Below are 25,566 nucleotides of genomic sequence, written 5' to 3'. Positions count from 1 at the left end.
GCGTGACCCATGCTGTAGGCCGGGTAGTCCTCGTCGTCGAGCTTCCCGGCCGCGCTTCGGTCGGGCGAATCTTCCGGAATGGGGTGACACCTTTCAACGGACAGGGCCCCCGGCGCCGTGAGGCACCGGGGGCCGGAGCGGGTTTCACTTCCTTGTTTACTGCACTTCTTCCGGCTGTCGGGCTCTTCGTGCCGCCCGGCAGCCGCCGGATGTGCCGGGGCCTTACACACTCACATCAACCCTCACCCAGCACATCCTGGTCTAGCGGTACTTCTCTGCGGGCAGTTCATCCTCTCCCGCACCTCGTGAACTCTTTCCTTGCGACAAGAGGAACTCTACAACGGCGACATCGCAATGTCTACAGTCTTCACTACAGATATTTCGGAGATGCAAGGTTTCATGTCGACGGGCCACCTCTCCCACCCGCGGGGGCGGAGCGGCGACCGCGCACGTTCACTCGCGAACGTACCGGGAGTGAGAAAACTGGGTTCTGGTTGATCTCCGCGCACCGGCCGCCGTGGACTGGCCGCCCTCTCGTACTGGCCGAGGATTCGCTCGACGGCGATGTCGCCGTCACAATTCTCTTCGCCTTCCGCTCGAGACGGCCGAACGGTCGCCCGTCGCGAAGGCACCACCGGGGTGGCCGGCGCGGTTGTCCCGCCGCGCCGCCACCGGGTCCAAACCACCGCCCTCCGCATCCCGCGGGACTCGGTTGAGCCACCAAACATGCTGCGAGAATCGCTGATTCATACCGGCCGCTCGGGCGGTTCGGGCTGCAATTCGGGAGAAAATGTGCTCAACCGGGAAAGGTGTATCCAGTCTGGCGTTCGACCGGGCCTCAGCCGGATAAGTGCACCTGTCAGTGGTGCCATCGCACCGGACTCACCCACAACCCGGCCGCGGGTGGGCGCCGCGGCGGGGTACCGCGCACGACGACCGGGATGTGGACCGGGGTGGCAGGCTGGGTCGGAGCCCGCGGCGATCGGGGAGGCCGGACACCGGGTTCGGCCGCTGCGCGGTCGGTGACTGCCCGGTCGTGGGCGGCGCGGTGTGCGGGGTCGCGCAGCAGAGTGTAGGCGGAAAGGATGCGCTGGAGGCGTTCGTCCGCCGCCGGGTCGGGGGTTTGTTGGTGGGTGCGGGTGTCGGGGTGGTGTTCACGCAGCAACCGCCGGAAGGCACTGGCGATGTCAGCCTGGGACGCCGACGAGGAAAGGCCCAGCACCCGATATGGATCCCGCGCGGTGGCCATCACCTCACCCCTTTCGTGTGATGCGCAGGAGAAAGGTGGTTCCGGGCGTTCGGGGTGCCGGAACCACCAGGACGGGGCGGGCCCGAACCGCAGGAAGGTCCGCCCGCGCTTTTCCTGATTCTCCAGATGTCTGGGGTGGGCACTCCCCGCCCGGAACGGCCGACGAAGACCCCGTCCGCCACTGATGGCCGTGCGCCCCGGTCGATCCGACACAACCACCACGGATTGTTGTCGGGTGCGCGGTCGGCGCCGTCGTGTGGTCTTTTCGTTGATCGGCGGCACCGGGCGGCGTGCCCGGGGTTCGGCGCGCCGCGCGCGAAGGATTGACAGGTGAAGGAGGCGGCAGCGGTCGAACCCCGCGAGCTGGTGCACTCGTCTGATTCATCACCCCTTTTCCGAGTTGCATCACATACGAAACATACTCTTGCGGAGGGACTTTCCGGGTGTCGGTGGCGAACGCTGTGTGGCCTGGATCTCCGGGACCGGAGGAGCCGACACCGTCCACCCCATCGAAGCGGGAGGGGATGGCCGCGGCGGACCGGCCGGCGTAGTCGCCAACCGAGCGAGCAGGACCACGGCCTGCGGCGTCAGCGCGTCGGCGAGGATGTGATCCGAATCGGCCTCGAGCACTGCGTAGTCGAGCTCGTGCCACGGCCACACCACTTGGCGTTCGCTGCGCTCCGGAATTACGGTGGCGTTCAACTCGGTGACCATGTTCGCCAATGTCATCGACAATTCACCCCCTCCCGAGCCTTGTCACCTCGGTCGAGCGTTGACGGTCGCCCTGTCGATCGCGCCTCAGGCGTTGACCGCCTTCTTCTCCGAATGCCCACTACTGATTTCGATCTTGCGGGGCTTGGCCTTCTCGGCGACCGGAATCGTCAACCGCAGCACCCCGGCGTCGTAATTCGCCTCGATCTTGTCCGCATCGAGGTTCTCCCCCAGGAACAACTGTCGGCTGAACACCCCGCGCGGACGCTCGGCTGCAACCATCTCTCGGTTCTCGTCGAGCGCGGACCGTTCGGCGCGCACCGTCAGAGTGTTCTTGTCGACGTCCAGATCCAGCGAGTCGGCATTGACACCGGGTAGATCGAACTCCACCACGAACCGGTCCTGTTCGCGCCAGGCGTCCATCGGCATCACCGCCGGACGAGCCGCGGTGCCGAGGAACTGCTGCGTCAAACGGTCGAGGTCGCGGAACGGATCCGTACGCATCAACATCGTGTCCACCTCCTGAAACCCTCTTTATTCCACCAGGTAAACTCCAGCAGATGCTGTAGGTTTGGTATAGCATCTGTCGTAGACCATGACAAGAGGTTGTGCGAGAAAATTCCCGATCGGAGCAAAAGTGCCCGAAAAATCCGAGCGGTACGACTCCGAATCACCGTCGCTGCGCGGTGTTTACGGCATTTCGGTAGCCGCAGAGCTGTCCGGGTTCGGGGTCGCGGCGCTGCGCCTGTACGAGGACTACGGGCTGATCACCCCGGGCCGCACCGACGGCGGCACCCGCCGCTACAGCGACTACGACCTGGCCCGGCTTCGGCGCATCGCCGAACTCATCGAGGCCGGCGTCAACCTCGTCGGTATCGGCCGGGTTCTCGACCTCGAGCACCGCACGGACGAACTCGAACGCCACAACCGCCGCCTGCAAGCCGACAACGCGCAACTGCGCGCCGAGCAGGATCCCGTGACCAGTACAGACCACACTGGTGCCTCCCGTGCCCCCGAGGTCGACGCTGACGAGGACCGGTCCGCGAGTGATGCGGCGCAGCCCGGAAGGCCCCGACGGCGGTCAGCCTCCGGGCAGAATCCCCGCCTGCGGGCCGGCCCCACCCGCACCCACAGCGCCGGCGAACGCGAACACCACTAACGCACCCGGCACACCGTTTCGGCACCGGCGTGCCGGGACACTCGTCAACGCGGGCATGACCGGTTACGGGCGGCGAGTCTGCTCGCTCACCGTATGTGTGCCGCAGCAGGCGATGTGCGCCGGAGACTGCTGTGACAGCTGTCGCGCCACCACCTCAGCTCCGTTCGGTCCCGGGCCGAGATAGTGACTGTGCCAGGTGCTCATCTCTCGCCGAACCGGCACCGGTCCGTGCGCGGGGCACCAGTTCGCACCAGGCGCTGGTTCCGCCGCGAATATGGGGGTGCGGATAGCACAGGGCCAGGCCCTGCTCGTCGAAGGCGGTGAACCACTCGTTCCAGGACAGGTGCTCGAGTCCGGATGTGACACCGAGGAAGTCGATCCGCAGAGCACCCGTCGCATCGCGTGCCGGTGCGCCGCGATGGGCCTGAATCCACCGGCGGATCTCGTCGTGTGCGGTGGTGATGCGGGGTGAAGTTGTCATCGTCATCGACCTCCTCGCTGCTGGGGATCGCATCCGATCGCGGGGATGGCGGGTGCCGGTCCGCCCCGCGGTTCCGCTCCGCGGCCGTCTCAGGTGTCCTCGCGGCGGGCGAAGCACTCGGTGGCCGGGGTGAAACCGGGTTGGGCGAGCATGTCGATGTCGGCGCAGCCGGCCTCGCCGAACACCAGCGAGTCGGTATGCCAGACCAGGCTGACGTTCTCGCAGCCGTGCTCGAGGATCAGGTATTCGTAGTTCTTCAGCGCCACCAGTGTTTCATCTGTCATCGTCACCGCCACCGACCATATGTGCGGGCGTCCACCGCCCGCGCCTGTCCGAGCGGTTACATTCTGCCACAAACCTCGTGCATCTGGGAGAGAAAATCTCGCCCTCGGCGGTGCGAGGCGGCGAGTGGCTGCCTGGGCGGCTACCGCACCGCCGGCCTTGGGTTGACCCCACCCACGCGTTGCGCGGGGCGGTAGCCAGCACCGTCGTAGGTCCTACCGCGGCAGGAGAAAACATCCTGCAATTGCGGCATATTTTCTTGACGCTGGTTGTTGTACGGAGGGAAAATTGAACTGTCAACGGGAGGGTTTCGGCGGTGCGCCGAGGGTGCGCCCGGGGTGTAAGGAGGGAGTTGTGGCACGGGCGGTCGGGATCGATCTCGGCACCACGAACTCGGTGGTGTGCGTGCTGGAGGGGCGGCGACCCGGTGGTGGTCGCCTCCTGACTGTGACCATCCCAAGCGCGACAGCGCAAAGCCGCGGTTGCGGATTTTGCCGGTCGCACCGGCAGATCGAATCCCCCACATTTGACCGGTCCGACACACCCATCCACACCGGCGGGATCGCCCCGCTCTTTGCGCGCTGACCAGGCCCAATGGAGCATCATCGACATCACCACGGTGGTCGGGTGTTCCGCGAAAGAGAAAGAGTTCTTCGATGAAGCATCGCGCCGGCGCCGCCGACCCCTCGGACATCAGTGCGTACGTGGTCGCGGTCGCGGTCGCACTGAACAAAGTCGAGATCGCGCTGGGCAACTGCTCGAGGACGCTCCGGGCGGTGCTCGCCGATTCCGGAGAATTCGTCGACGACGATGAACAGTGCGGGCAGGCCGACCCAGCACCGTCTCGAGATTCTGCGTCGCCGCCTCACCCCGCAGTGCTGCCACCCCCTCGATGACGACGTCCAATGCATTGGTCGCCGACATGTCACCAACTAGCTCGGCGGCCATCTCACATACCTCTTTCAGACGCCATCTCACATACCTCTTTCAGGCATTGTGCTCATGACTAACCAATTGAAAGCGCGGTAACGGCGCCCGCCGGTTGGCTGTACTCGAAATCCCTGATCCTGCATCGCCGTCAGGAACGGTCGTCGGCGGTCCGATCCCGCAGATCGCGCCGCGCGTCGGCGAGTTGTTCTTCGAGCGAGACGATGCGGCACGCGGCTTCCACGGCGGTGCCGTTACTGACCAGCTCGCGTACGCGGGAGACGAGGCGGAGTTGATTCCGCGAATACCGGCGATGCCCACCCGGAGAACGTTGCGCCACCACCAAACCCATGTCGTCGAGACTGCGGAGAAAGGCGGCGGTGACACCGAGGGTGTCGACGGCGCGGCCCATGCTGAACGCCGGATAGTCGTCATTGTCGAGTTCGTTCCTCGGTGTTTCACGGTCAGGGTTCTCGTCCACGAATACCTCGGTGCTTCTTCATGGTCGGGGCGGGACTGCGCGCCTGCGGTACCGGGGTCCCGCCCGCGTTCACCACGGTGTCAGCGGCCGCCGGTACCCCGACATTCGATGCACAGCTTTCAGATCTCGTGAGTTACGCAACACCTGCCTCTCGACTCGAGACCCCGCGCCTACGGATGAACAGTCTCATTCGTCAGATGCGGGTTCCGGGTACGGAACCCGCATCTGGAAGAGTTCCGCTCCCGCCGGTGTCTTGTCGGGGCGGCCCCCGGAGGGGTCGTCTCCGCCGATCTGCGGTCAATATTATGCCGATGACTGGAGGAAGTCTACAGTGAGCACTACAGAAATTTCGTGCCACTGCCATCGAAGCCCGAATCGCCGACGTGCCCGCGACCGACGACGACGCCGCGGTAGTGGCGACCCTGATCCAGGGTCTGTCGTCACCGCCAACCGCGCTCCTCCGGGGCTACACCCCCAGCCCGGTGGATACGCACGCGGCGTACTGGCGCGCCGCCCGCGACGGAATCGACGGGCACGGCATCGACCCGGTCTCCGGGCATCTGGTCCCAGCCACCGACCCGATCCTGCGCCTGCTCGACCATCTTCGCCCCGCCCTGGGTCGCACCAGCGACTACCACCGGGCGCACCAGGCCCACCAGCGGTCCTCGCCCGCGGCACCGGCGCCATCCAGCAACGCCGCACCTTCGGAACAGGCACACCGCCGGACCCGCTCGACATAACGGACCACCCTCGCCCACCAATCTGCACATCAGAGTTGGGTTATTTTTATTGCCCCGGAGCATATTCGACTGTCGGCGCTCACCGTGGCGATGGTGCGGCCGAGCTACCGTCCCGATCCCGGTTTGGCGAGGACCTTGTGTGCGGCCGCCTTGACCGCGTCCGGCGTGGCGGCGCCGAGCGTAGCCATCACCTTCGACAGCACGGAACTGGCGACTACCTTCCGCTCGCCCCGCCACATCGCGTCGTACCCCTGCTTCGCGACCGCGGCGGGATCATCCTTCGGGCCCTGCCCCAGCGCCGTGTCGCCCAATCTCGCCCGCGCGAAGAAGTGGGTGTCCGTCGGCCCGGGCATCAGCGCGGTGATGGTGACGCGCCGGTGCCCGTCAGTTCGCTGTGCAACGCCTCGCTGAACGACTCCACGAAGGGCTTCGAGGCGTTGTACACCGCCTGGTAGGGGCCGGGCATCGTCGACGCCACCGACGAGGTGACGAGCACCTTGCCCACGCCCCGTCGCGTCATGTCGTCGAAAACCAATTTGGCCAGGTGCACGGTGGAGCGGACGTCGAGGTGGACGACGGCGAGTGTGTCGGCGAGTGGGTATCGACGAATGAACCACCGCGTCCCACACCGGCATTGAGAACCGCCGCGGCCAGAGGCCTGCCGTCCTTCCTGACGGCCGCGTACACCGTGGTCACGCACTCCTCGGTCTTCAGGTCGGCGCGCACGGAAATGATCGTCGCTCCCGTGCAGGCGAGGTCAGCGACCGCGGAGTCGAGTGCGTCGGAGTCCGCCACCACGACGAGGTCGTACCCGTCCTGCACGGACAGCTTCACCGGTTCCAGACCGATGCCGTGCGAAGCGCCGGTGACGAGGGCCAGTGGTCGCGGTGCCTGCGTGGTGTCCGGTTTTTCGGTCACGTCCCCTGCCTTTCGTCGGATTCCGGGTCGCGGACTCGAGTACCCCGACGGCCCGCCCGTACACCCCGCCACCCTCTCGAGGAGTGTGCGGCTGCCGTAGCCCCCACGCCGTCGCTCGTCGCCCAAGAATTCGCGATGACCTTGCGCATCCAACTCGGTGGTCCCTGGGCCGTCGTGGCCGTGCGCACCCCGGACCACGAACGCACATTTCCGGCCTTCGCGATCGCCCTGCGGCCGCAGGGCTGGGAGAGGCAGGATGGGAACGGATACGTGCCGCAACGTTCAGGAGGACACCAGGATGAGCAGGGCCTACGGCTACACCTCCTACGGCGGTCCCGAGACCGAGACCTGGTTCGACCGGCCGGAGCCGGCCCCGGGTCCCAGCGAGCTGGTGATCCGGGTCAAGGCCATCGGGGTCAATCCGATCGACTACAAGATCCGCAGCGGAGCGATGGCCGACCCGCAAGCCACCCCGGCCTTCCCCCTGGTTCTCGGTGTCGAAGCGTCGGGTGTCGTGGTGGCGGTCGGATCCGACGTCACCGGCTTCTCCGAGGGCGACGCGGTGATGGGCAGGTCCGCACCGGAGCACGGTAGCTACGCCGAGCACGCGGTGCTGCTCGCCGAGGCGACCGCGCACAAGCCCCCGCAGCTGAGTTTCTTGCAGGCGGCGGCGCTTCCGGTGGCTGGCGGGACCGCCTGGGAGGTGCTGGAGCGACTCGACATCGTCGAGGGCCAGACGCTGCTGATCAACGGCATCGGTGGCGGGGTCGGCGTGATGGGGGCACAGCTGGCGCGGGACCGTGGTGCCGCGGTCTTCGGTGTCGGGAGCGCGGCCAAGCGGCCGCTGGTGGAGAGCCTCGGAGCGACGCTGGTGCCGTACGACAGTGGCGACGTCGTCGAGCAGATGCGGGAACTGCTCCCCGGTGGTGTCGATGCCATCCTGGACCTTGTCGGCGGCGGACCCCTGCGGCAGGTCGCCATTTTGATCACCAACCCTGCCCGCATCGTCTCCATCGTCGATCCCGGTGTCGACGAACTCGGTGGCACGTTCCTTGTATCGGGCACCGCGGGGGTTCCCAGCGTCGCCCGCCTGGTCGCCGAGGGCAAGGTCGACCCCAAGATCTTGCAGACCTACCCCTTCGATGAAGCGCCGCAAGCCCTGCGCGCGATGGAGTCCGGGCACGTGCTCGGTAAGATCGTGATCGACCTGGAACAGACCACGCGGGCGTGACCCGGCGAGGGACACATCCCGATTTCGCGGTGAAAGATTCTGATTGACAACAGCGTTGAGGTGGGCAGGTTCTGGTCGGACGTTCATGATGCCGATGACAAGTCGAGCAGCGGCATCCGACGCCAGGCTGCTGATCAGAGCCGGGACGCGGTCGATTGTGCTCCGTCGATGGGCCGGGCAGGCACTCCATGAGCGTGCATGTCGCGAGCGCGTTTCATGGCCGAGAATGCGCCGGATCCTGCTGTCGTGTGGAGGGTCACGAAGGGAACCAAGGAATTCGGATAACACACCGTTGGCCATCCGGGATCAGGTGGACGCGGACCAGGCCGATTACCGTTCCGGAGCATCATATTCAGAGTTTGCTGCCTTCTGAGATGACATGCCGCATTTCTCACACGAGGTCACGGGGTACCGTGCGGTCCCATTCGTGGGTGGCGACGCACTGGCCGCCCTCATACGCGCGTAGCTCGGCTTGGATGCGGAAGTTTTCCGCGGTGGACGTCAGTACGGTGCGGGTGGTCGTCGACGCTTTCCAGTCTTCCCGCTCGAAGGTGACCGTCCACTCCGTTTCACCGCGAACCGACCCGAAGTCGTCACCAACCCAGCTGTAGCGCTCGTACGCCCGTCGCGCGACCTCGAGTCCGCTGTTGTCGAAACGGATGACGCCGAGGTCCTTGACGACCTCGAGAGCGGAGATATAGCGCACCAGGTCCCGTGAGACGGTCCAGTGCTCTTCACCGGGCACGAGTTGCGTCACCGGGATCGGTTGAGCCCCTTCCGGATCGTCGAACGGACGCAACGGCAATTCATCGCGATTGATGGTCGGGCGGAGGGGCAGGACGAGTCTGCTCGAGCCGGTGAATACCGACAGCCGCACCGGCTCCGGCGGCGGCCATACCAGTGGCCAGTAGGAAGTCGAGAGGGCAACCCGGAGGCGATGCCCTGCTGGCAGGGCCTGTGCCATGGCGTTGAGTTGCACACTGACCGTGTAGTGGTCTCCAGGAACTAGCGGTTCGGGGTCCTCGTTGCTCTTTCGGTGGGTCAGGTTCAGTAGGCCGTAGCTGATGCGGGTTGCTCGGCCGTCGGGTGCGACGTCCGAGAGGCGCACCGCAATCATCGCGACCGGCTTGCTCGCGGCGAGCTCGAGCTCGACTGTGGGAGAGCCGAGAATTTCGTAGCGGTCGGTGAACTCGTCGGTGTCGAAAACCAGTGAGCCACCGTCTTCCTCGCGCTGATCGTAGGGCAGGTCTGGAGGGGCGTTGTATGAGCACCATTTTCCGGCGAACTGGCCGACCGACAGTGGTGATTCGATCGTGAGTTCCTCGACCCCTACCTTCTCCCCTGGATTGCCCACACGGTTGCGTTCGAGGGGATGTTCGCTGCAGTGGATGTCGGGTGAGGGCCAGCTCGGCTCGCCCACCCAACGGCCGGGCCGATCCTCGTATGCGGTGAGTGGCGGAACGGTCTCCTGCATCCAGATCCGCAGCATCGGCTCGTCCATGACGTCGTTGGGGACATCCTTGAGCCAGTGATCCCACCAGCGCACCACTTCTTGGAGGAAACCGATCGCGGGACCCGGCTCTCCCAGATGCGGATACTTGTGCGACCAGGGTCCGATCAGCCCCTTGCGCGGTCCGTCGAGGTGGGCGAGCAGCCGGAACACGGAGTTGGTGTAGCCGTCGGCCCACCCACTGACCGCGAGGACCGGACAGGTCACCGCAGAATAGTCTTCACAAATCGAACCGTGCCGCCAGAAGTCGTCGCGCCGCTGGTGACGCAGCCAGTCCTCGATCCACAGCCCACTCCCGGTCAGCCGCTGGTGCCACATCTGCCGCCACCGGTCCCCCACCACGGCCGGGTCCGGTGGACACGAGTTGTACGCGAACATCGTCGACGCCCACGACAGGTTGTCCGAAAGGAGGCATCCGCCCATGTAGTGCACATCGTCGGTGTAGCGGTCATCGGTGGAACTCACTGTCACGATCGCGTCGAGTTCGGGTGGGCGGCGGGCCGCCACCTGCAGCGCATTGAACCCACCCCAGGAGATGCCCATCATCCCGCACCGACCCGTGCACCACGGTTGCTCGGCAAGCCACGCCAGCACATCCTCGGCGTCGGTCAGCTCCTGTTCCAGATATTCACCGGTGAGAATCCCTTCCGAGTTCCCGCTGCCCCGCAAGTCCACCCGCACCCCGGCATAGCCGTGCCCGGCGAGGTAGGGATGGTGGATCGAGTCCCGCCGAGCCGTGAGGTCACCCTGTCGGTACGGAATCATCTCCAGGATCGCCGGAACCGGCGCCGTGTCGGACCGCTCGGGACGCCAGATGCGCGCGGCCAGCCGGACTCCGTCGCGCATCGGGATCCAGACGTGCCGGTCCTCGCGGACGATGGACGGAAACACGGTCACCGTGCGCATCAGCCGACCGCCTCGAACTCGAAGGGCAACGCCGCTTCCACACGTGCGAATTTGCGGGTCAACGCCACCTCGTTGGACGCCCCGATGTAGACGCGGCCTAATTCGAAGCTGTAACTGTCCTGCCCGCGCAGGTCCGACAGCCGGTCCCCCGCATGGACGGCAATATCGATCAAGGTCCCGGGCACCACTGCCTCGATCGCGTCGATTTCGTCCCGGCGTGGACTTCGACGGACGATGCCGTCGGTGTAGCGACGAAGAAAGAACTTGCCCGCTACTGCGAAAGCACCTTTGCCACTCGGGTGTTCGGGGTCTCTGTCGAGCGCCAGCCGCAACGCCACTTGATGGTTGGCGGCCCCGTCCACGTCCTCGAACAGCGTCGCATGCGACTGTGAGTGCCGCGGATTGATCTCTAGCAACATGACCGTGTCTGTGACTGTGTCCCAGAAGAACTCGACGTTGAACGTCATCCGCTCGAGTCCGATAGCCTCGACGACACGGCGCGTGATATGCGCCAGACGGATGCAGACGGAATCGGGTAGCGACGAAGGGTACTGATAGCGAAGGAAACTCGGGCAGGTGGCTGCTCGCACCGAGTCGACCACCCCGTAGACGACGACTTCGCCACGGTAGCGGAACCCCTCCACCGTCACCTGCCGCCCCGCCGCAGCCTCTTCTGCCACGCAGAAGCTGCCACCGACACCGGCGATCTCGGGTGGGAGCTCGACCCGGGCAAGGAGCGCATCGAACGGGTCACCGACCCAGCCGATCCCTTCGCGGATCTTGCCCAACGCCTGACGGAACTCGTCGACGTTGGTGACCCTAAAGGCCAGTAAGGAGGAGAAGGACTTCACCGGCTTGATCCACATCGGAAAATGCACGTTCGCTGGTGGTTCGCGGTCGTTGGACGGGTCGACGAGCCCGAACCGCGGGTACTCCTCGATCACACGTTGTTGGATGATCCGGCTCCAGTACTTGTGCTCACACATCACCACTTCCTCGACGGAGGCTGTGGCGAGCCCACACCAATTGCGCAAGAGTGGCAGCATCGCACTGACCGGGAAATCCCAGAATCCGATGATCGCATCAACCGATCCGGAGAAGGAATCGAGTTGGCACTGCGCTGAGCTCAGCAGGTCATCGAATGCGATGCGTTCGCCGAACATCTCCTCCCACGACAGCAAGGAATGAAACCGGCACCCTCGCGCGTCCGGCATCCGCTCCAGGATCCGCTTGTTGTGCTGATCCAGTCCCAGGACAAACACGTTCTCGGGCATACCTCACCCTCCCTGCCGGCGCCCTCGATAACGCCAGACCCGCAATCAGTCCAGCCGCTGGGAACGCGGCACAGACACATATCGGGGCGCCTGGTGGGGTGCCGGGCAGGCAACGAGCGCCCCCCTCTGAGACATCCCCAGCGGCGCTGCCGGGGTCTGTCATTTCTTGTCTTCGCCCTTGCCGACGCCTCCCTGATGCGCGGGTCCCACTCCGGAGTCGCTGCCCTCGGTCTCGGCCGCGTGTACAGCGGGCTTCTCCTCAGCCGGAGAGGCCACCGCGCCGCGTGGGGTCTCCCCGGGTGTCGGCGACTGCATTCCGGTGGCGTCCACATGGTCGTCGTGCTCCGGGCGCCCTTCCTTCGTGCTGGTCGTCCGGCCGTCGTATGGCGGTGTCGCCGGCTCCGCGCCGCCGGGAGGCAGCGAGCCGCCAGCGGGCGCCGGGTTCGTGCCCTGCTCCGCGGAGGAGGTGACCTCCTCCTGATCCAGGGACCCCGGCTTGCGGTCCGTCTGGCCTGCTCCAGCCTGGTCCGGGCCCGCGTCGCGTGAGCCTTCGGGGCCGCGATCGGACTGTGGTTCTTCGTGTAGCTGTTTGCCTGGTTCGGTACCCATGATCACTCCTCGTTGATGAACCAGAACGCCGTATTCTCGGCTTCGTTCGTGGTTGCCATCTGCTGTAGCTATGCCCTGAAACACGGACACGAAACCGCATCTCTCGGGTGGGCAAGGTTTGGCACTGCGCCCATCCTGGCGCGACGCAAACCTCACCAGGGCGCATCTGCCCTGACCTGCTCGTCTCGGCGAGGTCTGGTGTCCCGAAGTCGTCGATCACCGGGTCTTCCGGGATGATGCCGTGGTCGTCGAGCGGCCGCATCGAGCACGTGCCTCGGCAGGGCGACTGATTTGTTTTGGGAACGACTGGGCATACAGAGAAGAGCGAATCCGTACAGCAGCGATGCGGCTCCATCCCACTGAATTGCCAGCGAGGAGCTACGCCGTGCCCGACAGAGTCCGCCGATTCCCTCGATCCCGATCAGGTCCCCAGCTATCGCCGAGTCCCGGATCCCCCCCGAGCATTGCCCCCGGCTCGGTCAGCGGGCTGCCGCGCTGCGCACTGTAACCGTGCCACTTGTCGAAGGTGCGGACAGAACCTGTTGCCAGCGGGGTGAGCGCCTCGCTGCAACATGATTGACATCCGCGGCGAGGAGCTTTCCGTGGCGGAACGAAGATTCGTCGATCCCCGTTGTGGCATAGATCGACTTCGCCAGTGTCCCCCGGACGCCCTCGACAGCATTGGATTCCAAGCAAGGAAAGTTCGTCAACCAACACTCATGGAGAGGAAGCGCAGATGATCCGGGTCGCCTCGGTGCCGGCGTCGCACGTCTATGTTCGACATCTCACTGATCCGAGAAGCAATGATCACGTCGTCCGGCTCCCGGACCCGATCCCCGCAGATGGACGCACGGTACCGGGAGGATGGTGGCCGCCGTTGATGCTCGACCCGATGTGGATCAGCCGGCACTACAGGGAATTCGATGTGTTTCATATCCACTTCGGCTTCGACGCCATCGACCCTGCCCTGATGGAGGCGATTCTCCACGAATTGTCCTTTCGTCATATCCCCCTGGTGTACACCGTCCACGATCTGCGCAACCCGCACCAACCCGATCCCGAACCGCACCTCGATCTGCTCGATGCGCTGGTGCCGGCAGCCGCACAGGTCGTCACCCTCACCCCGGGAGCCGCGGCGGTGATCGATCGACAGTGGTCTCGTGCGGCCACGGCGCTCGGACACCCGCACGTGGTGGAGCGCCTGCTGATCGACCGCCCACGGCCCGGCAACGACGAGTTCGTCATCGGGGTGCACGTGAAAAGTCTTCGCGCGAACATGGATCCGTTCCCTGTCCTCGATGCACTGTCCGAGACCGTACAAGGGCTCGAGGGTGCTCGGTTGCAGGTCGACGTCCACGACGAGATCTTCGATCCCGCCAATCACTGGTATGCCCCCGACGCCGGTGCGCGTCTTCTGCGCTACGGGAACCGGAACCGCGTCGAAGTCCGAGTCCACCCGTATTTCTCGGACGAGGAACTGTGGGATTATCTGTCGTCGCTGTCGGTGTCGGTACTTCCGTACCGCTTCGGTACCCACTCGGGTTGGCTCGAGGCCTGCTACGACCTCGGCACCGCGGTCGCGGCCCCGAACTGCGGTTTCTACGGCGAGCAGCAGGACTGCGCGGTGTTCGGGTTCGACGAAACCCATTTCGACGGGCCGTCACTGGACCGGTGCATCCGCGCACTCCATGGCGGCCACCCGGTGCGGGCGACGTGGGACGAACGTGCGTCGCAGCGGCAAGCGCTGGCCCGCGAACACCACAACCTCTACGAGAAGGCACTGTCGTGACCGGGGCACCGCTACGGATCGCACTTCTGGCGTCCTGCCGATTCCCGATCCGGCAACCGTTCGCCGGGGGTCTCGAATCGCATGTGTGGTACTTGGCCCGCGCCTTGTCTGCGGACGGTCACCGGGTGACGTTGTTCGCCGGTCCGGACTCCGATCCGGCACTGGGCTGCACGCACCTCGAAGTCCGGACTCTCGAGATGAGCGCGGCGGCCCGAACCGATCCATCGATGCCGTCGATCGAGTTCATGGCCGAACATCACGCCTATCTGCAGCTGATGCTCGATCTCGGCGGCCCTCTGGCGGGAGCGTTCGACGTGATACACAACCACAGCCTGCACTATTTGCCGGTCGCCATGGCTGCCACTGTCCCCACCCCGATTCTGTGCACGCTGCACACCCCGCCCACACCGTGGCTCGAGTCGGCCATCACGGTCGGCACAGGGCAGGGCGCCCAGTTCGCGGCGGTGAGCGCACACACCGCCGCCTCGTGGCGGCACGCGGTCGGTGACATCGATGTCATCCCCAATGGGGTCGATCTCGCCGATTGGCCGGTCGGCAGCGGGGGCAGGCGCCTGATCTGGTTCGGCCGTCTGGTGCCCGAGAAGGGGGCTCACCTCGCGATCATCGCCGCCCGACGTGCCGGATTTCCTCTCGTACTGGCTGGCCCGATCAGCGACAAGGAGTACTTCGAACGTTCCATCAAACCTCTCCTGAACCGGGACGTCGTCTACCTCGGTCACCTGGGCCAGTCCGCGTTGGCCACCGCGATCGGCAGGTCGGCTGCGGCGCTGGTGACACCGGTATGGGACGAGCCCTACGGTCTGGTGGTCGCCGAAGCACTCGCCTGCGGCACGCCCGTGGTCGCGTTCGCCCGGGGTGGGATCCCGGAAGTGCTCACCCCCGACTGCGGCCGACTGGTACCCCCGGACGACCTCGATGCCCTGGTGCGGGCGATCCCGGAAACCGTGAGACTCTCCCGTCCGGCGGCCCGTATCCGCGCCGCTGAACACTGTTCCGAACGCACCATGGTCGACGCGTACGTGGCTACCTATCGGCGGCTGACGCGGGCGCACCACAGCGGAAAGTCGTTCCGACACACCAGGGCGTCGCGGTGATCGGCTACTACATTCATCACCACGGGCAGGGACACCGGGTGCGGGCGACGAGTATCTGCTCCGCCCTCGCCACTGCAGTCACCGCTCTGTCCTCTGCGCCGCCGGCCGGGGCGGAGTGCTTCGCCGACGTCATCTGCCTCGCCCGGGACGACCACGGTGGTCCGCCCCTGGACCCGACGGCCAACGGGACACTGCACTGGGCGCCCTTGCACGATCGGGGTCTGGCATCGCGGATGAGCCGAGTGGCCACCTGGATCGAATCCGCCAGGCCGAGTCTTATGGTGGTGGACGTCTCGGTGGAAGTAGCCGCCTTCGTCCGGCTTCTGGGGGTTCCGGTCGTGGTCATCGCCATGCCGGGAGTTCGCACCGATTCGGCGCATCGTCTGGGATATCAGCTTGCCGAGCACATCATCGCGGCGTGGCCGCAAGAGATGTACGACCCGGTCTGGCTCCAAGAATTTGCGCACAAGACCACCTTTGTGGGCGGAATCAGCCGGTTCGATGGCCGCGAGTGTGACGACACCCCGCCATCCGGGCGTCCCCAGGTGTTGGTGCTCAGCGGCACCGGCGGATCGAATCTGTCGATGGACGACATTCGGTTGTGCGCCCATCGGCACCCCGGATACCGGTGGCAGGCGCTCGGCGTCCCGGGCGGTCCCTGGGTGGGTGACCCGTGGCCACAGTTGAGCGGCGCCGACGTCGTGGTCTCCCACGCCGGTCAGAACGCCGTGGCCGACATCGCCGCCGCCCGCCGTCCGGCGATCATCATCGCCCAACCACGCCCGTTCGACGAACAACAGGCCACCGCGGCGGCACTCTCAGACAAGGGGCTAGCAGTGTCGGTGCCGCAGTGGCCATCGGTGACCGCGTGGCCACACCTGATCGAGGCGGCGCTGAAGCGCGGTGGTCAGCGGTGGCCGCGTTGGCAAACCGCGGGGGCGGCCGCACGCGCCGCGGCGGTCATCGACACGCTCGCAAAGCAATCCGAGGCTTCGCGGTGAGGATCGCGGTCATTACGATCGCCGCGAACCGAGACACCCATTTGCGGTTTCACCTGCGGTCTCTGGAACGCAGCACAGTGGCCGCAGACGAACACGTGGTTGTCGCGATCGGAGACCCCGCGGTGGCAGACGTCGTGGCCTCCGAGGGCAGCACCACCCGGCCGTTGTGGATCGAGCACGATCGGGGCCCGCTCCCGCTGGCCTACGCCCGCAACGCCGGTGCTGCGGCCGCTCTGGCTGCGGGGGCGGAACTGCTGGTCTTCCTGGACGTGGACTGCATCGCCGGTACCGAAATGCTCCAGCGGTACGTCGACGCGGCTCGGCAGCGGCGCCATCGCCATGCTCTGTTGTGCGGCCCGGTCACCTATCTGCCGCCACCCGGACCGCTGGGCTACGACCTCGACCATGTCCACGAACGACGCCGCCCACATCCGGCGCGTCCGGCACCGCCGGCAGGGACTGTGCTGACCGGGACCGATTACGACCTGTTCTGGTCACTGTCCTTCGCCGTCACCGCCGCCACCTGGAATCGGATCGGTGGATTCTGCACCGAATACACCGGTTACGGCGGGGAGGACACCGATCTCGCGCAGACCGCCGCCGCCGCGGGCGTGGGTTTGCGGTGGGTGGGCGGCGCCGACGCGTTCCACCAGTACCATCCCGTGTCCGATCCCCCCGTCGAGCACCTCGCTGACATCCTCGCCAACGCTGAACTGTTTCATCGACGCTGGCACCGATGGCCCATGGAAGGATGGTTGCATTCGTTCGAAGAACTGGGGCTGATCACTTACGATCCCATCCACCGGCGGTGGGTCGAAGCGGTGTGAGTCTGGGATTTCCTTGGTGTGCAATCGTCCCCCACGGACGGCGAGGCTTGCCGTTGCCAATTCGGGTGTCGCGAATCCGGATACCCGCATTCCACAGTCGCTGGGGGGCCGGCAGCACTCAGGGCAGGCCGGTCACGTTGTCATGTATCGATCCGGATCTCGGTCGCGGGGCAACGGATGCCGTCAGAAGTCTTCATCGATGCAGGCCAGTCGATCACCCGCCATTCCGGCCTGTCCGGCACCGGTCATGGTGTGCTGTGCGTGCAGTACCACCGAGTTGGCCTCGCCGTCACGGAACTCCCAGTCGACGGTCGTCGACGCCTGTGCGTTGCCGTTCGCGTCGGTGGTGACATCGAGCCAGATCTCGTTCTGGGGATTCGCATAGGCCGGATCCGACGACGGAGCATTCGGCGTGGCCTTCGGGTCGACATCGTTCTGATAGTGCGGCCCCGAATCCGACGGCTGCGGCCCACACAGTGCCGTGTGCGCGTGGACACCGAAGTCGCGGTTGGGGGCAAGGCCGGTTGCGTTGAACGTGACGGTGGTGCGGCCACCCTCCTCCTCGGATTCAATGTTCACGGAGGAACCCACCGGAACAGCGGCTTCGTCATAGGTGAAGGCGTTGTCGTCGCCGGCGCTGTCGCCCGGCAACTGGAAGGCTCCTTCAGACCCGGGCAAGATAGGCATGCCGGTGGTCGTCGTTTCGACAGAGTCGGGGGGCGTCTGCACGGTGGCCGAGACATCCGTCGATGAATCGTCGTTGCCGCATCCGGCTGCGGCGAGGACGGTGAGGGATACGCCGACGATCAGGGTTACGTGTCGTGTGTGCATGATTCGGCATTACCCCCAGGGTGGGGTGCTGAATCACCCACGACAAGGCTCAGTCCCCCGACGCTGCAGGTTCTCGCCGAGACGGTCAACCCCGTACGGGGTTGAACTGCGGTTCTCTGCGTCCTGTCAACTCAGACAGCATTTCGACGTTGCTCCGATACTCCTGCCGGTCGCCGTTCCGATCACCTGACGTTGCTCTGTTGCGGCGGCCCATCGTCGTCCTCGGCCGCGGAACCTACTGGTACATCACGGCGCTGCCATCAGTTGGTCTCGGACCCGCGCAGCGGACTGCGGTGCGGGGTCGGCAGTCGGTCCGTAGGCAGCCGGACGATTGGCGGGGCGGTACGGCAGGGTATTCGGTCGTCGTGAGTCATGAACGGGGTCTGAAGGTCGTCGGCAGCCGACCGGCAACGTCGGAACTGGTGTCGTTGCGGGGTCGAGCACAGACGCTGCTGTCGCCGAGGCCGTCGGTGCCTCGCGGTGCTGCGCCGGGTGGGTTGGTCCCAACACAACCTTTCGCCGTCGTCGATGTCGCCGCTGACGATGTCCCCACGAAAATTCATCCGAGACCTTCGAAGGGAGCACCACACCCATGTCGACCAGGACGATCGATGGGCACCGACTGCACCTGACGCATCTCGACAAAGTTCTGTACCCGTCCGTGGGAACGACGAAGGGCGAGGTGATCGACTACCTGGCGGAGATCGCTCCCGCGATGGTGCCGCACCTGGCGCAACGCCCGGTGACCCGGAAGCGGTGGCCGGACGGTGTCGACTCGGACTCCTTCTTCGAACGCAACCTCCCCTCGTCGACGCCGAAATGGGTTCCGCGACTGACCGTGCAGCACAAGGACCGCAGCGTCGACTATCCCCTCATCGACTCCGCCGCAGGTTTGGTGCTGATGGGGCAACTCGCCGCGTTGGAATTGCACGTGCCGCAATGGACGGTGGTCGACGGCAAACCGGGACCGGCAACACGATTGGTGTTCGATCTCGATCCCGGTGAAGGTATGGACCTTTCCGACTGTGCCCGTGTCGCCCTGGCGGTCAAGGAGCAACTCGACGACGCCGGGCTGACGTCGTTCCCGGTCACCAGCGGCAGCAAGGGTATTCACGTCTACGCGTCGCTCACCGCGAAGAACGACATCGACCCCTCTCCGTTCGCCCGGACGCTCGCAAAGAGACTCGAGAAGGACTCGCCGGAATCGGTGACCGCCACCATGGCCAAGACCGACCGCCGGGGAAAGGTCTTCCTCGACTGGAGTCAGAACAACGTCGCCAAGACCACCGTTACTCCGTACTCGTTGCGCGGGCGCTCCGAACCGACGGTCGCCGCGCCACGGGAATGGAAGGAGCTCGAGGCAACCGATCTGCGTCAATTGCGGTTCGACGAGGTACTCGACCGATACCGCAGCGAAGGCGACCTACTCTCGGCGTCCCTGGACTCCCTTCGGACGTACCGATCCAAACGAAAGCGCGGCAAGACACCCGAACCGGTCCCCGCTCCCACAGCCGATTCACCATCAGCGGACTCGGGCCGGGCCCTGAGCTTCGTCGTCCACGAGCACCACGCGACCAACCTGCATTGGGATTTCCGCCTCGAACGCGACGGGGTACTGGTCTCGTGGGCGGTACCCAAAGGCGTCCCACGTTCTGCGTCGAAGAATCGCCTCGCCGTCCAGACCGAAGACCATCCCCTCGACTACCGCACGTTCTCCGGGACCATCCCGAAGGACCAGTACGGCGGCGGCCGAGTGGACATCTTCGACGAGGGAACCTACGTCCCCATCAAGTGGGAACGCGACGAGATTCTGTTCGAACTCCGGGGCCGACGCCTTCACGGGCAGTACGTGCTGATCCGCACCAAAGACGACCAGTGGTTGATGCACAAGATCAAGAAGGACAAGGAACGGCCGCTGCCGCACAGCGAATCCGACCAGGAACCCGCGAGCGCCCCGTCGAAGCCCGCCGACGAAAAACCGATGCCGCGGGACCTGAAACCCATGCTCGCGACACTCGGATCCGATCAGGATCTCCCCGACATGCCCGCCGACCTCTGGTCGTTCGAGGGGAAATGGGATGGGATACGGGCGATTGCCGAGATCTCCGACGGGAAGGTCCACCTGCACAGCAGGTCCGGTCGCGACCTCACCGCGACTTACCCGGAACTGGCCTCGATCGGGGACACACTGGCCGATCACGATGTCGTCCTCGACGGCGAGATCGTCACCCTCGACTCGGCGGGCGTGACGAGCTTCGCCGCCCTGCAGAACCGGTCCGGGCTGCAGAAGCCGGCGGCGATCACCGCTGCCGCGCAGAAGTATCCGGCCGAGTTCTACGTGTTCGACGTGCTCTACCTCGACGGCGCCTCGCTGCTGCGTCACGGGTATGCGGATCGGCGCCGGGTGTTGGAGGAATTGGCGTCGAGCACCGGTCTCACCGTCCCCGCCCGTTTGCGCGGCGATGCCGCCGAGGCGTTGGCGGAGAGCCGTCGACGCGGGTGGGAAGGAATCGTCGGCAAGAAGAACGACTCGACCTACTTGACCGGCCGGCGGGGCAAAGCCTGGATCAAGGTGAAGAACCAGCGCACTCAGGAGGTGATCGTCGGTGGCTGGCGACGCGGCAAGGGATCACGCAGCGACACGCTGGGATCGCTGCTGCTCGGCATCCCGGACACGGACGGGCTCCGGTACGTCGGCAGGGTCGGCACCGGATTCACCGAACCGATGCTCGAGTCCCTGACGCGAAAACTCGAACGGCTCTCACGGAAGACGAGCCCGTTCACCGACACCCTGACGACCGCCCAACGCAAGGACGCGAATTGGGTCACTCCCCGGCTGGTCGGCGAGGTCGGGTTCACCGAATGGACCACGGCGAACCTTCTCCGGCACCCGACCTGGCGTGGCCTGCGCACGGACAAGAATCCCGAGGACGTGCGGCGGGAATGATCATCGGGCGGCGCCCGAAGGGGAAACCGAACTCAGTCGAAGACCCCGACGATATCGAGCACCAGCAGGACCGCGATCGCCACGAACACCACGACGATCACACCGATGACCACCATCGTGGCAATGCCTGTCGGTGGAAACGACCAACTGGTGCGCGGTTCGTGCTCGGACAACCCCGACGTCTGGGCGGAGTCCGGAGGCGTCGAACCTGGTCGGACACCGCCGCCCGATTCGAGATCGGGAGTGTTCGCCGGATCAGGGTCCGGAGGTTGAGCGGTCATAGTAACGGCCCTCCGTGGAATACGGCTGCTCGGCGTTCGAGCGGACGGCTGTGACAAGCGGGTACCCGGATTTCCCACCCCCACACGCCGGACGCGTATACCGAGTTTCGCGCCAAGGGGTCAGCTGGTGGCGAGAAGTGCCACCGCGGACGCGGCTGCGAGAAGGCCGACCGACTGTTTCGGGATCAGGCGTTCTCGAAGAACGGTGACACCGAGCACGACGGGGACGACGGGGTAGAGGGAGGACAACACGACGGCGACGACGGCGAGTTGCTCCCTCGTGGCGAGCAGATACGCGATGAGCGCAAGTGCTGCTGCCGCCCCGGTGACGGCTGCCGCCGGCACGGTGTGAAGAGACCGCCGCATGTGTGCGCGTCCCACGGTCGACAGCAGCGGCACGATGGTGAGGATCGCCGCGACCCGCCCGGCGGCAACGGGCCACAATCCTGCCCCCGACCCGGCCTGCGCCAGCGAAATATACTGCACGGCAATGCCGATTCCTGCGATGAGACCATCGAGAGCGGCTGCCGGCAGCGCGGGTCCAGCGCGAGTACCGGTGTCCGCGACAAGCCACAGTGCGGGAACCGAGATCACGATGCCGAGCCAGGACAGCGTGGACGGGCGCTCACCGAGAGCGGCGACTCCGATCAGGACCGGCAAGGCGATACCGCCGACCGCGCTGATCGGAACCACCACACTCATCGCCCCATGACTGAGGCCACGGAACAGGAACAACATCCCCACTCCGGTACCGACCCCCGACAGGGCGCCCCAGGCCAGGTCGACCGGCGCCGGCACACCGGAGGAGCCGACCGCTGTGGCAGCGACGACGGCGAACAGGAGCCCACCGACCTGACCCACGGCCGCGACAACCACGAAATGGGCGCGACGGGACAGCAGACCGCCGGTGAAGTCCGAGATGCCGTAGAGGAGTGCCGAGGTGAGCGCGAGGAGAGGTCCCATCCGGATTACTTTTCGGTCGCTCTTTCGGCGTTGCCGACCGGACAGACCGCGTCGGTGGTGCATGCCCGGCGATCACAGAGCCGGCAGAGCAATTCCGAGTCACGGACATCCTGGTAAATCCGGGCCAGCAATTTGTCCAGCACACCGGCCAGCGCCTCGCGTTCTTCGTCGTCGAGTGCCGCCAGCAGCGAGGCCAGTCCATCCCCGCGGGCCCCGAGGGCGGCACGCGCTGCCCGCTGCCCTTCCGAAGTGAGGGCGACAGCCCTTTCCCGTCCCGCACCGCGTTTCCGTTGCGCCAAGTTCTTGCCCTCGAGTGACTCGACCATGCGTGCCGCGGCCGATTGAGTCAGGCCCACGCGCCGGCCGAGTTCTGTCACGCTCAGGTCGGGGGTGGCCGACAAGACCACCAGCGCGGCAGCACCGCTCGGGCTGACCTGGCTGACGCGGGTGGCCCTCGTGAGAACGAGATCGCTCACAGCCAGCGCCGCGGCCCCGAGGAGGTTGGCCGTGCGGCTTCCATGCATGACTCATGCATACCATTCGGTGAGGGTGGCCGTCCAGACCTCACGACGGGGGTCCACAGACCTACCCGGTCGTTCCACAACGTACTGATGCACCTATCCGAGACCGGGGCGGGCTTGCGCAGTTCTGCCGCGCAAATCCGGTTCGGCGAGACCGTGCGCGCACTCCCGACCTCGTGCACCGGACCGCAGGACCCCGACGCGTGTGCAGGGTTTCCTTCCGCGCGAAGACGCGTTATCTTCTGATCAGAGGTTGAGATCACAGCCTGGCAGACAACGCCGCCACCGGTTTGGGATCGCCGACTTGTGTGTCGAAGACCCTTCATTCCAGGGTTTGGTTCGGTTCCGCGGCCGGTCACACACCGGGAGCCACCCATGGCCAATTTTCGCTCCATCTTCGATTCTCCCGGTCTGACGCGGTCATCGTTGTCCGGGACCGACCTGTGCAGCAACGCCGATCACGGCTTCCGCATCGACATCGACGAACCCACCGGCGGCCCCGGGGTGCTCCGGGTGCGCGGCGACGTCGACGTCGTCACCGCCCCGGTGCTGAGCGCGTGCCTCGCCGAGGCGGTGCTCACCGGCCACAGCGTCGTCGTCGACCTTCTGCGCGTCCCGTTCGTCGGCTGCGCCGGACTGGCTGCACTCGACTACGCCGCCACCCGATTGTCCGAGCAACGATGCCGTCTGACCGTCGCCGCTCCGGCCGGCCTGCACGCGGTCCTGGACCGAATCGGGCTCAGCACGGCGGCGCCCTGCTTCGACACCGTCGCCGAAGCGTTCCACGCAGCACTCGCCTACTCTGCTTCCACCGCAGATCACACACCGACATTTCCGGTCCTCGACCGATCGCGTTCGCTGCATTGCTCTCTCGCGACCCTCCCCTCCCCTACAGCGCTCAACCGGAAAGGCATCGCCCGATGACGAACCAGAACTCAAACCCGCCAGCGTGGTCGACCGCATGGATCAAGCACCACCTCGATCGCATGGAGCACGGCGACGGCGGCAGCGAGGTCGGGAACATGGAAGCGGACGCGGCACGCCCCTCGCAGAAACTGCGATAACCGTGGGGACCACTGCGGTGAATCGGATGGTGGCGTTCGAAGTTCGGTGGTGCGCCCTGGGCGGAGGCCCCGCTGAGACGATCATGGCCGACTTCGGCATGGACGCCGCGGCGTTCTTCCGGTACCTGGCCGAATATCTGGAACTTTCCCCGCCCACCCCCCTGCGCCCCGACCTGCTCGAGCGGATGAAGGCCGTCGCGCGACGACGTGTGTGGCTGGCCACCTGAGAAGCCTCGCCGTGGTTTGAGGTGCCCGGGGCACGGGCAGGCCACTCGAACGAAGGAAGGCGACCCACGTCTCCAATGCTGCAGCGAGTCGTGGCCGCAAGAATATCGGACAGTCAGGCGGAAAGTCGCACAATCCTACAAGGACTAGACGGACCAATCTCGCATGGTCGCTGCATCTTTCCCCCGTACACCGGGGTTGGATCGACCTCGCCTATGCCACACCCCTCGTTCAGTGCTCCCGAGCCCGAACAGACCTCGGATGGCACCCACACCACGACGCCGAATCGGTGATCAGGGAACTCGTCGCCGGAATCCGAGAGCCCTCGCATGGTACGAGTGCCGTCCTCGGCGAACGCTCGGCCGCGGCGCGGCTGCGAAAGCTCGTCTTCTCGGGACCCGTCACGAAACGGAAACTGCCCTCGGGGCTTGATCCCGGGTCTCACCACCGACTGCGACCTGCTCACCGTCGACAGCCCGGCCCCCGGTGGCCTTCTCAGGTGAACCCGTGTCGTCGTTTGACGGATCACACGAAATTATCGCCCGCGCGGCCCCAGCGATGCGCCTACCAGTGAACGGAACCGCGCGAGTCCTCGTCAGGCGGGCAGAGTTCCGTCTGTCTGTCCCTACCCCGGCATCGGAAAACTGGGTACTCGGAACCCGACTGAGACGGTAGTTCTGGCCTTCCCGTGGCAGAGAGTGAGGGTGACGTCATCATCGAGTCGTTGATCTTCGGAGTGATCGCCTCCAGCGCCCTGGTCATCGGGGCCCTGGTCGGCGGGCGGTTCACCCTCCCCAAACGAGTACTCGCCGGCATGCTGGCGTTCGCCGCAGGCGCATTGATCACCGCGCTGACCTTCGAGCTGTTCGAGGAGTCATATCAGCAAGGCGGAATCTGGCGGGCCGCGCTCGGACTCATTGTCGGCGCCGTCGTCTTCACCCTCCTCAGCCAGCAATTGGACCGCATGGCCGAGGGCAGACACCGGGAACCGCAGGGCAGCGAGAAACTCGACGTCGACGCCGCCGCGACGGAGAAGGCGCCCTCGACCGCATCCGTGAGCGGTGCCGCCGGACTCGCACTGCTCGCCGCGGTCACCCTGGACGGAGTCCCGGAGAACGTTGCCCTCGGGGTGTCCCTCGGCGAAGGTACGGGCGGCGTGACTCTGCTCGTGGCGATCTTCGTCTCCAACTTCCCCGAGGCCCTCGTTGGGAGCGCGTCCATGCGCGCGCAGGGCCGATCCCAGACCTTCATCCTCGGCACGTGGCTGATCTGCGCCATGCTCCTCACCCTGGCCGTGGTCGTCGGCGCCGGACCCCTCGCATCGAGTCCACCCGAGACAATCTCGCTGCCGCTCGCCTTCGCTGCCGGCGCGGTCCTCGCGTCCCTCGCAGACACCCTCATGCCCGAGGCCTACGAGAAAGGCGGCCCGACGGTCGCGTTGAGCACCGCCGCCGGCTTCGTCCTCTCCTACGTCCTCGCGACGTTGTGACGAAGTACATGGCCCACGACACGATGTGGGCAAGA

At 65.9% G+C, this 25,566-nt stretch carries 25 protein-coding genes and 2 pseudogenes; 13 read left to right on the top strand and 14 right to left on the bottom strand.

Annotated features, from left to right (window positions below; genetic code table 11):
* Window positions 1–859: 859 nt before the first annotated feature.
* The 3 genes from ACNJ7E_RS12580 to ACNJ7E_RS12570 all read right to left on the bottom strand — a co-directional run bounded on the left by ACNJ7E_RS12580 (window position 860) and on the right by ACNJ7E_RS12570 (window position 2,470).
* Window positions 860–1,249 carry a J domain-containing protein gene (locus tag ACNJ7E_RS12580; RefSeq protein WP_280783729.1) on the bottom strand — a complete coding sequence of 130 codons (390 nt, stop codon included), beginning with the start codon at window positions 1,247–1,249 and terminating at the stop codon, window positions 860–862.
* Between the two features lie 405 nt (window positions 1,250–1,654).
* Complete coding sequence (locus tag ACNJ7E_RS12575; protein WP_280783731.1) at window positions 1,655–1,978, bottom strand: hypothetical protein; 324 nt, start codon at window positions 1,976–1,978, stop codon at window positions 1,655–1,657.
* Window positions 1,979–2,047: 69 nt separating this feature from the next.
* A complete protein-coding gene (locus ACNJ7E_RS12570) occupies window positions 2,048–2,470 on the bottom strand; it encodes an Hsp20/alpha crystallin family protein (RefSeq protein ID WP_105419949.1) in 423 nt (140 codons plus the stop codon).
* Between the two features lie 127 nt (window positions 2,471–2,597).
* On the opposite strand from ACNJ7E_RS12570, the gene ACNJ7E_RS12565 reads away from it, so the two are divergent.
* Window positions 2,598–3,119: a MerR family transcriptional regulator gene (locus tag ACNJ7E_RS12565; protein WP_280783732.1), complete on the top strand. Its 522-nt coding sequence runs from the start codon at window positions 2,598–2,600 to the stop codon at window positions 3,117–3,119.
* 154 nt (window positions 3,120–3,273) lie between these two features.
* Here ACNJ7E_RS12565 and ACNJ7E_RS12560 read toward each other — a convergent pair whose 3' ends face one another.
* On the bottom strand, window positions 3,274–3,600 hold the full coding sequence (locus tag ACNJ7E_RS12560) for a hypothetical protein (protein WP_418340030.1): 327 nt from the start codon (window positions 3,598–3,600) through the stop codon (window positions 3,274–3,276).
* An 89-nt stretch (window positions 3,601–3,689) separates the two neighbouring features.
* Window positions 3,690–3,884, bottom strand: a complete 195-nt coding sequence (locus tag ACNJ7E_RS12555; RefSeq protein ID WP_283331766.1) for a hypothetical protein — start codon at window positions 3,882–3,884, stop codon at window positions 3,690–3,692.
* A gap of 352 nt (window positions 3,885–4,236) precedes the next feature.
* Here ACNJ7E_RS12555 and ACNJ7E_RS12550 point away from each other — a divergent pair.
* Both ACNJ7E_RS12550 and ACNJ7E_RS12545 read left to right on the top strand, forming a co-directional pair.
* Window positions 4,237–4,324, top strand: a pseudogene (locus tag ACNJ7E_RS12550) (Hsp70 family protein); the annotation flags it as partial.
* 214 nt (window positions 4,325–4,538) lie between these two features.
* Window positions 4,539–4,778, top strand: coding sequence for a hypothetical protein (locus ACNJ7E_RS12545; protein ID WP_418340029.1), 240 nt, complete (start codon window positions 4,539–4,541; stop codon window positions 4,776–4,778).
* Between the two features lie 182 nt (window positions 4,779–4,960).
* Here ACNJ7E_RS12545 and ACNJ7E_RS12540 read toward each other — a convergent pair whose 3' ends face one another.
* Window positions 4,961–5,290 (bottom strand): helix-turn-helix domain-containing protein, encoded by a 330-nt coding sequence (locus tag ACNJ7E_RS12540; protein ID WP_280783737.1) that lies wholly within the window; start codon window positions 5,288–5,290, stop codon window positions 4,961–4,963.
* Between the two features lie 383 nt (window positions 5,291–5,673).
* Between ACNJ7E_RS12540 and ACNJ7E_RS12535 the strand changes: the two genes are divergently transcribed.
* The gene (locus ACNJ7E_RS12535) at window positions 5,674–6,030 is read left to right on the top strand and encodes a glutamate--cysteine ligase family protein (protein ID WP_280783738.1); all 357 of its coding nucleotides are present in this window, start codon (window positions 5,674–5,676) and stop codon (window positions 6,028–6,030) included.
* Window positions 6,031–6,134: 104 nt separating this feature from the next.
* Here the strand turns inward: ACNJ7E_RS12535 and ACNJ7E_RS12530 are convergent.
* Window positions 6,135–6,948, bottom strand: a pseudogene (locus ACNJ7E_RS12530) (SDR family NAD(P)-dependent oxidoreductase).
* Window positions 6,949–7,246: 298 nt separating this feature from the next.
* Here ACNJ7E_RS12530 and ACNJ7E_RS12525 point away from each other — a divergent pair.
* A complete protein-coding gene (locus ACNJ7E_RS12525; protein ID WP_280783739.1) occupies window positions 7,247–8,179 on the top strand; it encodes an NADP-dependent oxidoreductase in 933 nt (310 codons plus the stop codon).
* Window positions 8,180–8,570: 391 nt separating this feature from the next.
* On the opposite strand, the gene ACNJ7E_RS12520 is transcribed toward ACNJ7E_RS12525, so the two are convergent.
* From ACNJ7E_RS12520 to ACNJ7E_RS12510, 3 genes are all read right to left on the bottom strand, one after another.
* Window positions 8,571–10,595 (bottom strand): CocE/NonD family hydrolase, encoded by a 2,025-nt coding sequence (locus ACNJ7E_RS12520; protein WP_280783740.1) that lies wholly within the window; start codon window positions 10,593–10,595, stop codon window positions 8,571–8,573.
* Window positions 10,595–11,869 (bottom strand): ATP-grasp domain-containing protein, encoded by a 1,275-nt coding sequence (locus tag ACNJ7E_RS12515; protein WP_418340028.1) that lies wholly within the window; start codon window positions 11,867–11,869, stop codon window positions 10,595–10,597. The genes ACNJ7E_RS12520 and ACNJ7E_RS12515 overlap by 1 nt, the downstream gene beginning before the upstream one ends.
* Before the next feature lie 159 nt (window positions 11,870–12,028).
* Window positions 12,029–12,478: a hypothetical protein gene (locus ACNJ7E_RS12510; RefSeq protein ID WP_418340027.1), complete on the bottom strand. Its 450-nt coding sequence runs from the start codon at window positions 12,476–12,478 to the stop codon at window positions 12,029–12,031.
* A 736-nt stretch (window positions 12,479–13,214) separates the two neighbouring features.
* On the opposite strand from ACNJ7E_RS12510, the gene ACNJ7E_RS12505 reads away from it, so the two are divergent.
* Genes ACNJ7E_RS12505 through ACNJ7E_RS12490 form a run of 4 tightly spaced genes read left to right on the top strand, consistent with a single transcriptional unit; the run spans window position 13,215 to window position 17,210 of the window.
* Complete coding sequence (locus ACNJ7E_RS12505) at window positions 13,215–14,267, top strand: glycosyltransferase family protein (protein ID WP_418340026.1); 1,053 nt, start codon at window positions 13,215–13,217, stop codon at window positions 14,265–14,267.
* A complete protein-coding gene (locus tag ACNJ7E_RS12500; protein ID WP_418340025.1) occupies window positions 14,264–15,382 on the top strand; it encodes a glycosyltransferase family 4 protein in 1,119 nt (372 codons plus the stop codon). Before ACNJ7E_RS12505 ends, ACNJ7E_RS12500 begins: the two co-directional genes overlap by 4 nt.
* Complete coding sequence (locus ACNJ7E_RS12495; RefSeq protein WP_280783745.1) at window positions 15,379–16,383, top strand: glycosyltransferase; 1,005 nt, start codon at window positions 15,379–15,381, stop codon at window positions 16,381–16,383. The genes ACNJ7E_RS12500 and ACNJ7E_RS12495 overlap by 4 nt, the downstream gene beginning before the upstream one ends.
* Entirely contained in the window at window positions 16,380–17,210 is an 831-nt protein-coding gene (locus tag ACNJ7E_RS12490) for a glycosyltransferase family 2 protein (RefSeq protein ID WP_280783746.1), read from the top strand. Before ACNJ7E_RS12495 ends, ACNJ7E_RS12490 begins: the two co-directional genes overlap by 4 nt.
* Before the next feature lie 183 nt (window positions 17,211–17,393).
* Here ACNJ7E_RS12490 and ACNJ7E_RS12485 read toward each other — a convergent pair whose 3' ends face one another.
* Window positions 17,394–18,041, bottom strand: coding sequence for a superoxide dismutase family protein (locus ACNJ7E_RS12485; protein ID WP_280783747.1), 648 nt, complete (start codon window positions 18,039–18,041; stop codon window positions 17,394–17,396).
* A gap of 592 nt (window positions 18,042–18,633) precedes the next feature.
* Here ACNJ7E_RS12485 and ACNJ7E_RS12480 point away from each other — a divergent pair.
* Window positions 18,634–20,988, top strand: a complete 2,355-nt coding sequence (locus ACNJ7E_RS12480; protein ID WP_280783748.1) for an ATP-dependent DNA ligase — start codon at window positions 18,634–18,636, stop codon at window positions 20,986–20,988.
* Window positions 20,989–21,020: 32 nt separating this feature from the next.
* Here ACNJ7E_RS12480 and ACNJ7E_RS12475 read toward each other — a convergent pair whose 3' ends face one another.
* The 3 genes from ACNJ7E_RS12475 to ACNJ7E_RS12465 all read right to left on the bottom strand — a co-directional run bounded on the left by ACNJ7E_RS12475 (window position 21,021) and on the right by ACNJ7E_RS12465 (window position 22,756).
* Entirely contained in the window at window positions 21,021–21,269 is a 249-nt protein-coding gene (locus tag ACNJ7E_RS12475; RefSeq protein WP_005256658.1) for a DUF6480 family protein, read from the bottom strand.
* A gap of 120 nt (window positions 21,270–21,389) precedes the next feature.
* Window positions 21,390–22,232 carry an EamA family transporter gene (locus ACNJ7E_RS12470; RefSeq protein WP_280783749.1) on the bottom strand — a complete coding sequence of 281 codons (843 nt, stop codon included), beginning with the start codon at window positions 22,230–22,232 and terminating at the stop codon, window positions 21,390–21,392.
* Between the two features lie 5 nt (window positions 22,233–22,237).
* Window positions 22,238–22,756 (bottom strand): MarR family winged helix-turn-helix transcriptional regulator, encoded by a 519-nt coding sequence (locus ACNJ7E_RS12465; protein WP_280783750.1) that lies wholly within the window; start codon window positions 22,754–22,756, stop codon window positions 22,238–22,240.
* 372 nt (window positions 22,757–23,128) lie between these two features.
* Between ACNJ7E_RS12465 and ACNJ7E_RS12460 the strand changes: the two genes are divergently transcribed.
* The 3 genes from ACNJ7E_RS12460 (at window position 23,129) to ACNJ7E_RS12450 (ending at window position 25,531) form a co-directional block, all read left to right on the top strand.
* A complete protein-coding gene (locus ACNJ7E_RS12460) occupies window positions 23,129–23,677 on the top strand; it encodes an STAS domain-containing protein (protein WP_280783751.1) in 549 nt (182 codons plus the stop codon).
* Window positions 23,678–23,843: 166 nt separating this feature from the next.
* A complete protein-coding gene (locus tag ACNJ7E_RS12455) occupies window positions 23,844–24,044 on the top strand; it encodes a hypothetical protein (RefSeq protein WP_280783754.1) in 201 nt (66 codons plus the stop codon).
* A gap of 686 nt (window positions 24,045–24,730) precedes the next feature.
* Complete coding sequence (locus ACNJ7E_RS12450; protein WP_418340024.1) at window positions 24,731–25,531, top strand: ZIP family metal transporter; 801 nt, start codon at window positions 24,731–24,733, stop codon at window positions 25,529–25,531.
* The last annotated feature ends 35 nt before the right edge of the window (window positions 25,532–25,566 follow it).

Source organism: Rhodococcus mengyinensis, from assembly GCF_048381435.1.
GTDB classification, from domain to species: Bacteria; Actinomycetota; Actinomycetes; order Mycobacteriales; family Mycobacteriaceae; genus Rhodococcus_F; species Rhodococcus_F opacus_D.
This window is presented reverse-complemented; position numbering and strand designations above follow the sequence as displayed.

Coding starts and splice junctions, on each gene's coding strand:
- ACNJ7E_RS12580 (WP_280783729.1), bottom strand. CDS start 1,249: ATGGCCACCGCGCGGGATCCATATCGGGTGCTGGGCCTTTCCTCGTCG.
- ACNJ7E_RS12575 (WP_280783731.1), bottom strand. CDS start 1,978: ATGACATTGGCGAACATGGTCACCGAGTTGAACGCCACCGTAATTCCG.
- ACNJ7E_RS12570 (WP_105419949.1), bottom strand. CDS start 2,470: ATGTTGATGCGTACGGATCCGTTCCGCGACCTCGACCGTTTGACGCAG.
- ACNJ7E_RS12560 (WP_418340030.1), bottom strand. CDS start 3,600: ATGACAACTTCACCCCGCATCACCACCGCACACGACGAGATCCGCCGG.
- ACNJ7E_RS12555 (WP_283331766.1), bottom strand. CDS start 3,884: ATGACAGATGAAACACTGGTGGCGCTGAAGAACTACGAATACCTGATC.
- ACNJ7E_RS12545 (WP_418340029.1), top strand. CDS start 4,539: ATGAAGCATCGCGCCGGCGCCGCCGACCCCTCGGACATCAGTGCGTAC.
- ACNJ7E_RS12525 (WP_280783739.1), top strand. CDS start 7,247: ATGAGCAGGGCCTACGGCTACACCTCCTACGGCGGTCCCGAGACCGAG.
- ACNJ7E_RS12520 (WP_280783740.1), bottom strand. CDS start 10,595: ATGCGCACGGTGACCGTGTTTCCGTCCATCGTCCGCGAGGACCGGCAC.
- ACNJ7E_RS12515 (WP_418340028.1), bottom strand. CDS start 11,869: ATGCCCGAGAACGTGTTTGTCCTGGGACTGGATCAGCACAACAAGCGG.
- ACNJ7E_RS12510 (WP_418340027.1), bottom strand. CDS start 12,478: ATGGGTACCGAACCAGGCAAACAGCTACACGAAGAACCACAGTCCGAT.
- ACNJ7E_RS12505 (WP_418340026.1), top strand. CDS start 13,215: ATGATCCGGGTCGCCTCGGTGCCGGCGTCGCACGTCTATGTTCGACAT.
- ACNJ7E_RS12485 (WP_280783747.1), bottom strand. CDS start 18,041: ATGCACACACGACACGTAACCCTGATCGTCGGCGTATCCCTCACCGTC.
- ACNJ7E_RS12480 (WP_280783748.1), top strand. CDS start 18,634: ATGTCGACCAGGACGATCGATGGGCACCGACTGCACCTGACGCATCTC.
- ACNJ7E_RS12475 (WP_005256658.1), bottom strand. CDS start 21,269: ATGACCGCTCAACCTCCGGACCCTGATCCGGCGAACACTCCCGATCTC.
- ACNJ7E_RS12470 (WP_280783749.1), bottom strand. CDS start 22,232: ATGGGACCTCTCCTCGCGCTCACCTCGGCACTCCTCTACGGCATCTCG.
- ACNJ7E_RS12465 (WP_280783750.1), bottom strand. CDS start 22,756: ATGCATGGAAGCCGCACGGCCAACCTCCTCGGGGCCGCGGCGCTGGCT.
- ACNJ7E_RS12460 (WP_280783751.1), top strand. CDS start 23,129: ATGGCCAATTTTCGCTCCATCTTCGATTCTCCCGGTCTGACGCGGTCA.
- ACNJ7E_RS12455 (WP_280783754.1), top strand. CDS start 23,844: ATGGTGGCGTTCGAAGTTCGGTGGTGCGCCCTGGGCGGAGGCCCCGCT.